This window comes from Leptospira chreensis (genome assembly GCF_016919165.1).
Classification (GTDB): Bacteria; Spirochaetota; Leptospiria; order Leptospirales; family Leptospiraceae; genus Leptospira_A; species Leptospira_A chreensis.
Window position 1 is genome coordinate 191,027 of the sequence record NZ_JAFFPS010000057.1, and the last position, 14,378, is coordinate 205,404.

Sequence of the window (14,378 nt, forward strand, 5' to 3'; positions counted from 1 at the left end):
CTTATTCTGTGTTTTGAAACAATACCTTCAAGTTCTCCAATCCAGCAAAAAGTTCAGGCCAACCCGTTTCTTTCGTTGCTTTATTTTTCAAAAACAGAGCGCCGAGAAAAAAAGATAAAAAAGCCCTGCCACTCGTTGCATTGGTATCCGCAGGAAAAAATCGATCCAAAGCTGTCCGATATAAATCAAATGAATCCTCGACTAACTTTACCAACTCATCTGATTCACTTAACTGCCGCTTCACATCCACCGCAAGTAACATCAAGTTCATAAAATGCGACTCACGTGAGGCGACAAAATTCATAATGTCCGAAAGAGCCGAATGACTTTCCGATAGTTCGGTAATCTCTTTTGCATCGATGGCAACGAGCTGTTTTACCATAGATTCAAATAGAATCTCTTTCGTTGGAAAGTAATGGTAAAGAGTTCCCGTAGAAACCCCGAGTGCACTAGATAACTCACGCATCGAAACCGAAGACACCCCTTTGGAAACGAAGATAGGCATACACTTCGTCAAAAGCTCTATCCGGTAGAGATCGTGATCGACTATTTTAGGCATAAGGCGTTGCCCTTTTTTATATCGAACGTTTGTTTTATATAATTACTGAGACCACGGTTTGTCCATCTTTTTTTCTTAGTTACCATAGTTTTCCATACTTCCCACTTTATTTCCATCTAACATTAGACTTTTCCCTAGTTAAAAATGCAAACCCGATCTGTTTCGCGAGGGAATAGGCACAAGTACGAGCGCATCCAAGGAAAATTCAAGCGAGAAAACGGGATCAAGAAAACGAGGGGAAGGAGAGAATCTAGGTTATTTTGGGTAGGAAATGGCGGGTAAGGAAGTTTCGATCCTGAGGGAGGGATTTTGGGAAGTCAATTTCTAAAGAAAGTCAGTTTCTAAAGAAAGTCAGTTTCTAAGGTAGGTCAGTTTCTAAGAAAAGTCTGTTTCCAAGGTAGGTCAGTTTCTAAGAAAAGTCTGTTTCCAAGGAAGGTCAGTTGCCTTGGTGTGTGACTTTCGTAAGAAAACCAGCTCCAAAAGTGCGCGACTGGAAAAAGTAACTGACTTACCTTTTCCAGTGAGACGAATTTTTATCCAATAGGAAAAAAGAACCGTCCAATACAAGGAATCTCACAGAGGCATCAATGAACTTAAAAACCATCCCCTTTTTCCTTTTCCTATCCCTTTCTTTTTTCCTTGGCTGTACAGGGACAAGACCCGATTTCCTGGGAATCAAATCCGAAAGATTGGCTGATTGTCCCACAACTCCAAACTGTGTTAGTAGCTTTGCGGAACCGACAGATAAGGAACATTACCGGGGAGCAGTCCCTTATAAAAAAAATCTAAAGGAAGCTTTTGCTATTTTAAAACTGAAATTAGAACAAAGTCCGAGAACCAAAATCATACAAGAAAATCCAAACTACATTTACACCGAGTTTACTTCTAGACTCATGCGATATGTTGATGATGTGGAATTCTATTTCGATGAGAAAAATAAACTCCTTCACTTCCGGTCCGCATCAAGGTTGGGGAAATCAGATTTAGGTGTGAACCGGAGTCGAATTGAGTCGATACTAAAGGATCTAGAAATCTAACAGAGTCGTTAAACTTTCTAAATCCTTGTTTTCAATTTAGTTCTTTTTGTGATTCGCGTGGATTTCCTGAAGGGAATTCACGGAGAATCCTTTATCTTTCATTTCCACCAAACCATGAATCAACGCCTTAGCCGCTTGAGCAGTCGTCAAACAAGGAACCTTATACTTAATCGCAGCTTGACGGATCGTAAAAGCATTCTCACGAGTGACTCTTGATAAGGGAGTGTTGATAATCAAATGGATCTTCTTTTCTTTGATATAGTCGATTACATTCGGAAAGTATCCATCGTAAATTTTGTTAATTTTACTAGAGAGAATTCCATTATCAGAAAGAAATTTATGGGTTCCTTCTGTTGCAATGATATTATACCCTAAGTTGGACAAAGAACGCACTGGCTCAAGTAACTCTTTCTTCGTTTTATCATTGATAGTCACAAATACGGTTCCATGTTTAGGTGGTTCTTCTCCAGCCATGATCTGTGCTTTCACAAAGGCTTCCCCTTTTGTAACAGCAACACCCATAACTTCACCAGTGGACCTCATTTCTGGACCAAGGATTGTATCCACGCCAGGAAATTTACTAAACGGCAACACGGCTTCCTTAACCGTAATCATCGGTGCAGAAAAACGTTTTCCTAGTTTGAAAGAAGCCAATGGTTCACCTAACATCAATCGCACGGCAATTTTTACGATTGGAATCCCGATTGATTTTGCAACAAAAGGAACGGTTCTTGACGCGCGAGGATTTACTTCCAAGACATACAGTGTTTCTTCTTTAATGGCATATTGTACGTTGATCAAACCCTTAACATCTAACTCTAAAGCCAAACGGTAAGTTGCTTCTTCAATTTCTTGCAACATACGTTGTGAGATATTTTGTGGTGGCAACACACAAGCAGAGTCACCGGAGTGGATTCCCGCTTCTTCAATATGTTCCATAATTCCAGCAATGAACACATCCTTTCCATCGCATAGTGCATCCACATCCACTTCAACAGCATCTTGCAAAAAGGAATCTACGAGAAGTGGTCTATCTTCCGATACCTCTTCTGCTTCTTCCATGTATTTATCTAGTTCCGATTCTTCGTTAACAATGAGCATCGCCCTTCCGCCTAATACATAGGAAGGTCGAACAAGCACTGGATAGCCGATTTTTCTTGCGATCTCTCTTGCCTTATCCTTAGAAGCTGCGATTCCGTTATCAGGTGACTTCAAACTTAGTTTCTCTAAAACCTCAGCAAAACGTTTCCGATCTTCTGCCCGATCAATGGAATCAGGACTTGTTCCCAGAATCGGAACACCACGTTTTTCAAGTGACTTTGCCAATTTTAGTGGAGTTTGACCACCTAACTGAACAATGACTCCATCTGGTTTTTCTTTTTTGAAAATCGCCATGACATCTTCGAGACTTAATGGTTCAAAGTATAACCTGTCCGAAGTATCATAATCCGTGGATACTGTTTCTGGATTGGAGTTTACCATAATGGATTCCACTCCTGCTTCTTGTAAGGAAAAGGAAGCATGGCAACAACAATAGTCGAACTCAATCCCTTGACCGATACGATTCGGCCCACCACCAAGAATCATTACTTTCTTTTTAGAAGTTACATCCGATTCATCTTCCTCATCATAAGAGGAATACATATAAGGGGTGAAGGCTTCAAACTCACCCGCGCAAGTATCAATTCGTTTATAAACCGGACGGACATTTTTATCTTCTAAGTATTTTTCAATGGATTCCTCTTCCTCTCTGAGGGTTTTTTCCACTTTTGCTTTCGTAATTTCAATGGCTGCACCACTGCGAACTTGAGCGAGGATTTGTTCTTCTTTTGTTAGAAAGGCGAGTTGTCGGTTGGAAAATCCGGCCTTTTTCATTTCTTCAATGATGGCCTTTCCCTCTTTTCGAAACTTGTTTTCAAGTTGAAATAACTCTTCGAATTGATAGAGAAACCAAGGATCAATTTTACAAATATCAAAAATCTCTTCTACACTCATCCCAAAATCAAAGGCCATCTTTACGTAAAAAATGCGTTTGTCTGTGGGCCGTTTTACTTTCGCGGTAAGCCAAGTTTTTCTTTCTTCTTTGGGAACAGCTTCCCATTCTAAAAGTTCTTTCAAATATCCATCGCTTCCAAAACCGAATCTATCGGTTTCCAAAGAACGGAGAGCTTTTTGAAAACTTTCTTTGAAGTTACGACCAATAGCCATTGCTTCTCCGACCGCTTTCATCTGAACACCTAAGGTATTATCAGAACCTGGAAATTTTTCAAAAGCAAATCTTGGAATCTTTGTAACGACGTAATCGATGGATGGTTCAAAACTTGCTGGTGTCACTCGGGTGATATCGTTTCGAATCTCATCCAAGGTATAACCGATAGATAATAGAGCTGCAATTTTTGCTATGGGAAAGCCGGTTGCTTTTGATGCCAAGGCAGAAGATCTAGAAACACGAGGATTCATTTCAATCACAATGACATCACCATTTTCTGGATTCACTGCGAATTGAATATTGGAACCACCAGTTTCTACTCCGATTTCTCGAATGATATCAATCGACATATCACGGAGTCTTTGGTATTCTTTATCACTTAAAGTTTGTTGTGGTGCAACAGTGATGGAATCCCCTGTATGAACACCCATTGGATCTAAATTTTCAATAGAACAAATGATGACCACGTTATCGGCGAGGTCTCGCATCACTTCCAATTCAAATTCTTTCCAACCCATCACGGATTCTTCGACTAATACCTGTGATATGGGAGATGCAGAAAGACCTTGTTGGGCAATTTCTTCGAATTCAGATTCTTCATAACAAGTTCCACCTCCAGTTCCCCCCAGGGTAAATGCCGGTCTAATAATGATAGGAAATCCAATTTCATCTTTTGCTTTTCTTGCAGCTTCCATGTCGGAAACCATAAACGATTTGGCGACACGGATTCCGAGTTTTTCCATCGCTTGTTTGAAAAGTTCTCTGTCTTCCGCTTTGCGAATGGCATCAACCTTTGCACCAATGAGTTCTACATTGTATTTCTCCAAAACACCTTCTCGATGAAGTGCTAAGGCTAAGTTGAGGGCCGTTTGCCCACCTACCGTTGGTAAGATGGCATCAGGTTTTTCTTTTTTAATAATCTTTTCTAAGACAGGGACTGTGAGTGGTTCGATATAAGTGGCATCGGCAAGATCGGGATCCGTCATGATCGTTGCTGGATTTGAATTTACGAGGATGACTCGTATTCCTTTTTCTCGGAGGGCTTTGGTCGCCTGAGTCCCCGAGTAGTCAAATTCACATGCCTGCCCGATGACGATAGGTCCGGATCCGATGATCAAAATTGATTTTAAGTCGTTACGTTGCGGCATAGTTTCCTCTTTTTTCCTTATTTAGTTTCATTGATTTCTGATAAAGAACTTGGTATTAAATACTCTCCAGCGAGAGTCGCATCTTCCCATTGGATCACCGTTTGATACAACAAGTCTTTCATTTTTGCTGCAGCGGGGTGATGGGGATAAAGATTCTTTCTATTTAAAGGATCTTTTTTTCGATCATACAATTCAAAAACCACACCTTGACGCGTGGGGATATAAATTAGTTTATAATTAGAATTTTGAACCGACCTATGTTTTGAGAAAGCAATGGTTTCTCTATAGATGGGATCTGTGATCATAATTTGGTAGTCCTCTTCCGGAACTACTTGGTGGAGAGATAAAATATTCGGATAGGGAATTCTTTGTTTTTGGAAGAAGTGGTCACCTGTATCAGAAAACCAAATTCCTGTTTCTGCATAGACAGATCTCTCCCCTTCCCAATTTGTTTTTCCAAGGACTTGTAATAATGACTGCCCAGGAAACTTTGATTTAGTGGTGATTCCAAAATATTCCATTAGAGTGGGATAGATGTCTACACTGGATGTGATTCCAAAAAATTCATGATCCGCTTTTGTTTCATTTCTCGATTTAGGAAATTTAATGAACAAAGGAACATGAGTTACGGCTTCTCCACGAAGGTGTTCTCCATGCCCTTGCCCATGAACATCTTCATACAATGCTTCCCCATGGTCGGCCGTGAGAATGATGATAGCCTCATCATAAATGCCTCGGGATTTCAATTCAGAAATGATATTCCCCAATTCTGCATCAAAAGCAGAAACCGCACTATCAAACAATCCCCGTATTTGTTTGGTTTCCTCTGCATTTGGAACCGTGGAATTTGTAGGATCCACAAACTTTAAATACTTATACTTACCATAGTAGTTAGGATCAGTAAAAGTTTTATAATGAGGATATGCGGGTGTGTAAGGGAAATGAATGACACTCGAAAAATAAGTCACCGAATAAGGAGAATCTCCTTCTCGTTTGACAATGGAACGGAACCGGTCCAAAATACGAGTCCCATCTCCCCAAGTAGAAAGTCCATCCATCTCCTCCAAATACATTTTGCCAGAAAACCAAGATCCAGTCAGAAAGGGCAAAAGGAAAAGTTGGGATTCAGCCGTTCGCTGAACCGTCATAATACGGGCGTTAAAATTCGGTGCGAGCACTTCATCGAAACCAAAGTTAGCACGGGGAAAGATATCTGCGGCAAAACTTCCCACGGCATAACTTCGGTAACCTAGTCCCTTTAACATTTGTTGGATGGTAGGAAAAGAAGCCGAACCAATCCTTTGTTTTTCTTCTAGGGATGGGAACATATCCCGAACCTTATGGCTCATCGAATACTGTCCGGTTAATAAATCGGCCCAACTTGGAAAAGTGCGAGGAATGGTTGTATGGTGATCATGGAACACATAACTATCAGCTGCAAACAAATCAATGTTTGGTGTGATGCTTTTACCATCGATTTGTAATCCTACTTTATCATATCTTAATGAATCTGCTGATAAAATAAAAACAGGAGGTTTGCCTTTTTCTTTAGAATGTGTCAGAGCATCAATTTGATTCCAGACACTAGGCACTAGATAAAGAAGGACTAAAAGGATGAGGATGAGTCCGTAAGACTTAATATGAATTCTTTGGTATTCTTTACCTTGCCAAAATAAAATCGCAAAATAGAAAATCCCCACCATATAGTGACCGGATGTATGGACAAGTCCTAGAACCAGCACATGCACAAGGGCCAAAAAACTTTCTTTATTTTTATGAAGATAAATTTGTCGAAAAAGGACAGAGAGGAATCCAAAAAGGAGAGTTCCCAAAACCAAACTAAAGTAACCAGGGTTTGTATGATCGGTTAAAAAATAAAGGAAGTGAGCCAAGGAAGGATAACGAAAGAAAAAGAACTCACCATAAATCTGAGGGAAACTGACCATCGAATGGCAAAGAGCCAAACATTCAATGAGTAGAACCCAAACGGATAACCCATACCAAGGAACCTCTCTTCTACCGAGGAAATGATAGGTTAAGTAAACAAGAGAAAAGAGAGTGAGGTGTAAAAAGAGGGAAACAGAAAAAACTTTGAATGTGGTGGAGAGATAAACTCCAAAAAAAGCACCTAAGTATTGTTTAAGGAAGTCACCGACATCGACTCCCATGATGGTAAAACTTGTATTAAAGATTAAAAAAAATAGATAAAAAAAAACCGTAAACCAAAGAGCGATTCTTAGGATTCGGATCGGGAAAAGAGGGGCTTGGTTCGGACCCATTAGAGTCATAATTCCAGAACCCCCGATTCCGTAAACTTTTCCTAGTACCCGTTCTCCGAAATCCTTACGGTTTCATTCGGCCATTCGGCATGAGTTTCGGGAGAATACATAGCCTCGACTCGAGTGGCAGGCATTTTGAAACTTCCTGAATGATTCAACCGAAAGCTATGTTCCAAAGTATGAGTTCCCTTAGGGAGATATTCAAAATACGCTCTGTACTGGGAGAGGGTCTTTTCCTCAAAACTCAAATAGTAGGAAGAATCCCCGGTTTTTCCCTCCTGAGAAATGATGGACTCGCGACCAAAACCTCGGCCGAGAGGGAGTGATCCCGGTGGAATCGGATCTTCTACAACCACCCAAGTTTTATCGGAGTCCGCTTGGATCTCAATCGTGACTCGAACGGTATCTCCTTTGGAGAGAACTCCGGGTTTGGCCACTTGGATCGGTTCGAAGGTTCGTTTCAATCGGTAACCACTGGAGATCGGAGCTTTCAGAGGAAGGATGGAGTTTACAGACCACTCCACCCAAGGTTTACCCTTTCCATCATAACTGACAGAAACAGATTCCGGTGTGGTTCCAATGGATTGGGATACCGTTTGTTTTCCGTTAGGTTCTAAATTCAAGGTTTCTTTCGCTGATTGGATTTTTAATTTTCCACCTGTGACTTTTTCTGATTCCAGAAGTTTACTCACTCGGTCAAAAACCAAAATGGAATAGGCATTACCAAGAGTGGTATCGTAACTTCCCCTCTTTTGCATTTTGACAAAGCCTTTGATGAGGCGAGGCATATCTTTTTTATAACTTGGTTCTGCAAATGCCCAAAGTAAAAGTTTTGCCATTGTATAATCACGGCTTCCCAAAATCCACCAAGGATTGGTAAAACCAGAATCGGCAACCACAAGTTCGGAACCTTGGATATTGAGTCTTGATCGCAAAGTACTTGTCAGGCGAGATTTAACAGAGCTATCTCCTCCATCCACTCTCCCCCAAATTTCAGCCAGGTCAATGAGAGATGCCGTTGGTAAAAATTCCATTCCGTCAAAGATAGGACGCACTTGTTCCCATTCATAAGTTTGGTATCTAGTGAGCGCCTCCCAAACGATGATCTTTCTCACCACAGAGTCCGCCCCGAATTTGTAACGCTCCCCGCTCACGCGGCCCTCCAAATACCCTTGGAGTCCTGCGATCATTCGTCCCAAACTATCCTCAGGAATTTTTTGATTCGCAAGACTTGCAGATGTGAGCACATAAGCGGTAAGAATTTCACTTCCATGTTCCATTCTGGCAAAATACTTCACAAGCCCATCATAATCCAAAAAGGAATTTAAGTCGTTTGATACTTCGCTCCACAAAGCTTCGGATTTAAGACCAATGGCTTTGGATACACGTTGCTCCATACAGTAGTAAGGGTAATTTTGGAAATAGGTTTGGATGCCAGTAAGACTTGTGAGAATGGTCGGTGAAGCCTTCCATACCATTTTACCAGAGTTTGGTGCTGATCCCTCAGGCACCCGAACCGATTCTTTAATGGGAGATTCATATAAAAAGAGTCCTGCTTGGTAGACCCTTTCTGTATCCACTGGTAAAACTTTTTGTTCCACGGACATTTGATCCAGAACCGTTCCGTTCGGTGCCGATACTTCTAGACGGAACTTCCGTTTGGTGGTATTTTCAGGAACAGTCAGATCCCAAAAAACGACTTTGGTTTCCCCGGAAGCCAAGATGGAAGATTTTGTTTCTAATTCTTCTTTTGTTTCCGTTCCATTTTTTACATCCGTGACAGAAAGACGGAGTCGAAGTTGTTCTTTTTTATCTCATGCATTAGGGAAAGTGAATTAATGGCGAAGTGTATAACATAACCGAACCACAGGTGGAATTCCCGAAAAGGATTGGATCTTTTGTGTGGTTTGGATTTTAGCAAAACCAGTTCCAAATTCTTTGGATCCCGAAGTCGCCACCGCCACGATTCGAAAACTCGTAAGGGAATCATTCAAAGGAAAACTAAACTTGAGTTTTCCATCCTTACCAACGATTGCTTTTCCTTTCCAATAGAGTAAGGTATCAAAGAGAGAACGAGTGGATTGTTTCCCCCCGCCTCCTCCTTCCGGTTTTGCTTTCAAACCAAAATGTCGTTTTCCAATAATCTGCGACTGAGCCGTGGAAGTTCCCACCGAATGGGGTCTTGTTCCCATCATTACATCGAGGAGATTCCAAGTAGGGTTCGGAGAAAGTTCGAGAAGGGCTTCATCCACAACAGCAAGTGTGACTTCCGTCGATTCTAAAGGAGGTTTTCCATCGGAGGTTTTGATTTCCAGCTCTACGTTGGCCGTCTCTCTCACTTGGTAGAGTTTTTTCTCTGGGTTCACCGAAACGGACAGACTGTACGGTTTGGATCCAACCTTTAACATAGCAAGGCCAAATCGGTATCCCGGTTTTGCTAAGTCCACAAGCCCTGTGGGTTTTGGTTCTCCCACACGACCTCGCACAAGAAACACCGATACAAACACATTGGGTGCATATTCCTTTTTGATAGAGATGGAAATCACAGGATCTTTTCCAGATACCGGTGTCACAAAATAATCTAAAACCCCTTCTCGTTCCAAACTCACAAGGGCCGTTGCTTCCCGAAAAGGAGAGCGAATTTGTACTTTGATGGTTTCTCCGACATCGACCGAACGTTTTTCAGGTAAGATGTCCATCCGGTTATGATCACTCACATCAAACCAAGCTTCTTGTTTGGAACTCACCCAAACACTGTATCCAGAATTCGTAGGATTGCCTTTGGAATCTTTTGTTTCTGCAAGAAAGACAATATCACCCACAGCCGGCGATTTTCCCTCACAAATCAAAATCCCTTTGGAATCTGTTTTCCCTTCACAGAATTCACCAAGTTTTGTGACTTCTTCATAATGTTCGTAGGCATAAAACCCACCCACGAGTCGTTTACGGTTGGAATAAAATTCTCTTTTATAGGCTGTGACTTTTATTTTTTGGGAACTCAGTGCTTTATCTTTTACATCCAGAGCAACTAATTGAAGTTTCACGTTGTCTTCTGTAAATAACCATCCGTCCGGTAAAATTCCCAAATGCACTTCGGACGGGGAAACAGGAAAACTTCTAGATACAGTTTGGATTTCCCCCGAAGGATCGGCGTATTCCATTTCTACCTGGAAACTTCCGTAACCAGGAACAGGTTTTAATCCACTAAACGTATATTGCAAAAATCCCTTTTCGTCGGTTTTGAGAGAGGTAGAAACAACGGTTGGTTTTGTTTCTTCCGCTTCTTCTTCGTCATACCCACTGGCCTTCCACTTCCCTTCTCTCATTGTCTCAGGAGAAAAGGAAAAAGCAGAATATTCTTCTTTGGGAGAATAATAACTAGAAACCACTTGGGATCGAATTTTTACAGGGAATCCTCCGGCCCCTCCCCCGGAAAGGTATTCCAATCCAAATAGAACCTTGGATTCTTTTGGAGATACTAACTCTTGTTTATCGCCAGCTAGTTGAATATTTCCCTTCACGACAGGAAGACGAAATTCCTCTACTCGAAACTCTACGACCGTATCTCCATAACTTGAATCTTCATTCGAATAAGGATAATAGACAATATAGATTCCATGTTTGGCGTTCTTTGGAATTTTGAATTCCGATTCGGAATGGCCCGGAAAAGACCAAACCAGTGGCAATGGATAGGCTTCTCCCGAACCTTCATGTTTGATGATGACTTGAGAAGGATAGTCTTTAGGTTCTGCGGGAACAAGTCCTTTATTTCCAAAACCACGCCGAACATGTTTTAGGTGAACTGTCTCCCCCTTTTTGAATAGGGTTCTGTCAAGCACTATGGATGTGAGTTCTTTCGAATGACCGGCAGTGGCTTGTGGCAATTGGTATCGCCAACTTTCAATTCCTTTGTCCCAAGTACTTGAAGTAAAACTAATATCATCATTTTTTTGAACAAAGACGGTAAGTCCAGAACCTAACTCATGATGACCGCAATAAGGAACCGCTTGGAAATTTAAATTCCCAAAGAGCATACTTCCATCTTTTCCTGTGATCCCCGCTCCGCGTAAATTCCCTTTACAATCCAAAATTTTAATTTGGACTCCCGATTCTGGTAGGCCTTGGTCTAAACTAGTCACCCAAACAAGGCTTGTATCTTTTCCCCATTTGAAATGAGCCGAAAGGTTTGTAACAAGAGCCGCACTGGATACATACATCTTTCCTTTTTTTTCAAGAAGGCTGCCTCCCAGGATATCACTCGCAAGTTCTACCACATAAAACCCGGGAGTTTCGAGAGGAATCCCCACCACTTCCATTGGTTTTTTCCCATTGGGTTTGGGCAGAGAGAAAGAAGATATCCCTGCTGACGTGGGTGGATTTTGAAATACAGATTGTTCGCGTTCTCTAGTAGCTAATACTTGAAACCATTTTTGGATCTCCAGAATGTCCATGGTCTTTTGGCTTTTTCCACCCACACCGAGAGATACAGATTTCATCGGAAGATTGATTTCTAAATTGCGAAGTGTGACCGGTAACGCTGGTTTGGCTTTGGATTCTAAAATTCCAAATTTAGCACCAAACTTAGCAAGGGGTGGAAACTCATCCGTTTTAAACTTTAAAGGAAAAGAGGCCTGGTTCGACAAACTTCTGTTTGTCTCATCGACGATATCGGGAATTTTAATTTCAAACTCTGTATTTTCAGGAAAGGGCCCGGGAAAACTCACCCATTCAAAAAACTCGTTTCCTTTTTCGGTGAAAGGAGACTGAGGATAAACTTTTCCGTCCTTGGAAACAAGTTGGATTTTTTCTAACAACGAACGGGACACCGCCGAACTAAAATAAAGCGAAGTGGGAAGGATGGGAATACAATCTGCTTTTGCATTCACTCTTTCACAACTAAACCGAACCGAAAATACCGGTCTTACCGTAAATGAAAGAACTTCGTCCTCTCGGATCTCTCCCCCCCAAATGGATTTGCTTCCTTTACCAAGAACCAATTGGATTTGTCTTTCAGGCAAAAATGTTTGTTTGGATTTAACAAGAACTGTTTCTTCTCTATCCGTGTCCCCCGTAGATTGGAGGATTGTTTTTCTTTCCGAACCTGTGACAAAGGTGATCGGAATTCTATTTCCTAATTCCTCAGAACGAAAGTATGTATATTTTTGAAAAGAATCCAGATCCGGTTTTGCATCTAAGTGCAAAACAAAAATTTGGTCTTCTGTGATGGATGAACCTTGGTAAGGTGAGGAATACTGGACGGAAGGCCCACCCGTATGAAAAGAAAAGTTACGTTCCCCTTGGACAGTTTCTCCACTGAATGTTTTGGTTCCTTCCTTCAATTGGAAAGAACAGTCCACCCCACCAGGCAGTTCCTTTTCGAATTCATAAACCCAAGTGGTGGAATCGATAAAACGACTGGTTCCAGGTAAGGGACATTTGATTTGGAAGATATCAATTTTTGGCCGGATGTCTCCGAGAGAAACCATCGGTTTTGTGAACCGAACAGTCACTTGTTTGGGTTGTTTGACAAATCCGCTGGGAGTGAAAAATTCGATTGTCGCGGGAAGTGACTGGGTGTCATCCGAACGAACCAAAAACAAAGAAAGGAGGAGGAATAGAAGAAGCCGGCGCTTGACGAACATGACAGAATTTAAAAACAGGGAAGCAGATTGGAAAGAAAAAAAAGAAAATCAGGGATATTGACCCCTCCCTGCGGGTATCATAAGGAGAAACATCTATGAACAAAATTTAGACCGAACGTTTGGGAAAAAGGTTTTCACTTTTTCTCATATTCTAAACCCTAATTTTGAAATTCCCATTCCTTAAAATTTCATTGAAAATGCCACGACAAAGAAATCTTCTTTTTTAGATGTATGATTTTCTTTATAAGCAAAAAGAGAATCAGCTGACCTTCTGTAGACATATTCGAAACGAATGAGTCCCGGATCAAAGGTTAAGATATCCAAGGTTGTGGTATACCCATTACTCATAAAACCGTTACGAGTTCCGGTATTTACCATCACTTGCAGAGGGTCATAAAAACGTTCTACACGAAAACTCAATCGAAATTCGGGAGCGATTTTGTAACTAACCCAAAGGGTTCCATGATACCACTGCCGATAAACATCTGATTTTGTTTCCCGGTGTTCTCCAAGACTTGGATCATAAGCAGCTAACCAAGGTTCATAGATAAAACTTTGTTTTGCTTTTTGAGCCCCCACATCAAATTGCCCCACCAAACTAAATGAATCTGTTAAAATCCATTCTAATATGGTGTTTTGATACAACCGCATTTGTTTCCTTTCGTTGTTTGGAGCTTCGTTTCCGGCAAATTGATTGAGTGTTAAAATCAGATTCGGAAAAAATAAATACTTAATCTGACTACCAAATGATTTATCTTTATTGTTATCAGTAATGTTTTGCCAACCGTTTAACACTTGCAACTGTATGCTCAATTGATCACCGAACTTGTGACTCAACCGAACCCCCGAAGAATAGTAAGGCACATAATCTAGGGCAAAGGCTCTTGTGTAATTCACGTTGTTTTGTGAAATCCAAGATTCGTGTCCGATATTTCCAAAAAAAATACCTGCGTCGACCCAAGTATCACGCGCAATTTTAAAACCTGTATAAGCCTCTTGGATATTTTTCACCGAGTTTTGATTGGAATATTTATCAGCAACTAACTCTGCCGCATAATTCGCATTTACCGAAGTTCCCCATTGAAAGGCAAGTCGACCGCGATAATTCTTTTCCTCTACCTTTGCATCAATATATGCTAGGTTTACATTGAATTCTCCGTTCCTTACTGCTTGGGTGGTAAAATTTCTCTCTGTATCTTTCGGAAGATTTCGATTGAACAAATAATAGGAATCAATGAATCCACCAAACTGAAAGGACTTTGGCAAAACGATTGTTGTTGGAATCGAATCCGCTTTTGGCATCGTTTTTTCGGAAGAAGTTTCTTCAGCGAGCAATGGAGAAAAAATAACAAAAAGAATCAAAATAAATATTCTCAGCAGAGATTTTGGATAACCGCTATAAAGAATATTCCCAAAAGACAATACACTAGTTTGATTAAACATCATAGTATCAAATTATCATAATTCGATACAAGTCGCAATGTTTGAGAAATTATGGTTTTTG

At 41.0% G+C, this 14,378-nt stretch carries 7 protein-coding genes; 1 reads left to right on the forward strand and 6 read right to left on the reverse strand.

What is annotated here, in order from left to right:
• Position 1: 1 nt before the first annotated feature.
• On the reverse strand, positions 2-505 hold the full coding sequence (locus tag JWG41_RS15925; protein ID WP_205270811.1) for a TetR/AcrR family transcriptional regulator: 504 nt from the start codon (positions 503-505) through the stop codon (positions 2-4).
• 641 nt (positions 506-1,146) lie between these two features.
• Between JWG41_RS15925 and JWG41_RS15930 the strand changes: the two genes are divergently transcribed.
• Entirely contained in the window at positions 1,147-1,596 is a 450-nt protein-coding gene (locus JWG41_RS15930) for a DUF1499 domain-containing protein (RefSeq protein ID WP_205270810.1), read from the forward strand.
• A gap of 36 nt (positions 1,597-1,632) precedes the next feature.
• On the opposite strand, the gene carB is transcribed toward JWG41_RS15930, so the two are convergent.
• From carB to JWG41_RS15950, 5 genes are all read right to left on the reverse strand, one after another.
• Positions 1,633-4,953 (reverse strand): carbamoyl-phosphate synthase large subunit, encoded by a 3,321-nt coding sequence (gene carB / locus JWG41_RS15935; protein WP_205270859.1) that lies wholly within the window; start codon positions 4,951-4,953, stop codon positions 1,633-1,635.
• A 17-nt stretch (positions 4,954-4,970) separates the two neighbouring features.
• A complete protein-coding gene (locus JWG41_RS15940; RefSeq protein WP_205270876.1) occupies positions 4,971-7,232 on the reverse strand; it encodes a sulfatase family protein in 2,262 nt (753 codons plus the stop codon).
• 41 nt (positions 7,233-7,273) lie between these two features.
• A complete protein-coding gene (locus JWG41_RS21025; RefSeq protein WP_232374052.1) occupies positions 7,274-8,953 on the reverse strand; it encodes an alpha-2-macroglobulin family protein in 1,680 nt (559 codons plus the stop codon).
• Positions 8,954-9,067: 114 nt separating this feature from the next.
• Complete coding sequence (locus JWG41_RS15945; RefSeq protein WP_232374053.1) at positions 9,068-12,874, reverse strand: MG2 domain-containing protein; 3,807 nt, start codon at positions 12,872-12,874, stop codon at positions 9,068-9,070.
• 180 nt (positions 12,875-13,054) lie between these two features.
• Entirely contained in the window at positions 13,055-14,320 is a 1,266-nt protein-coding gene (locus JWG41_RS15950; RefSeq protein WP_232374044.1) for a porin, read from the reverse strand.
• Positions 14,321-14,378 lie beyond the last annotated feature (58 nt).

Bases quoted from the DNA above. Each gene is read 5' to 3' on its own strand.
- JWG41_RS15925 (WP_205270811.1), bottom strand. From the start codon at position 505: ATGCCTATCTTCGTTTCCAAAGGGGTGTCTTCGGTTTCGATGCGTGAG.
- JWG41_RS15930 (WP_205270810.1), top strand. From the start codon at position 1,147: ATGAACTTAAAAACCATCCCCTTTTTCCTTTTCCTATCCCTTTCTTTT.
- carB (WP_205270859.1), bottom strand. From the start codon at position 4,953: ATGCCGCAACGTAACGACTTAAAATCAATTTTGATCATCGGATCCGGA.
- JWG41_RS15940 (WP_205270876.1), bottom strand. From the start codon at position 7,232: ATGGGTCCGAACCAAGCCCCTCTTTTCCCGATCCGAATCCTAAGAATC.
- JWG41_RS15945 (WP_232374053.1), bottom strand. From the start codon at position 12,874: ATGTTCGTCAAGCGCCGGCTTCTTCTATTCCTCCTCCTTTCTTTGTTT.
- JWG41_RS15950 (WP_232374044.1), bottom strand. From the start codon at position 14,320: ATGATGTTTAATCAAACTAGTGTATTGTCTTTTGGGAATATTCTTTAT.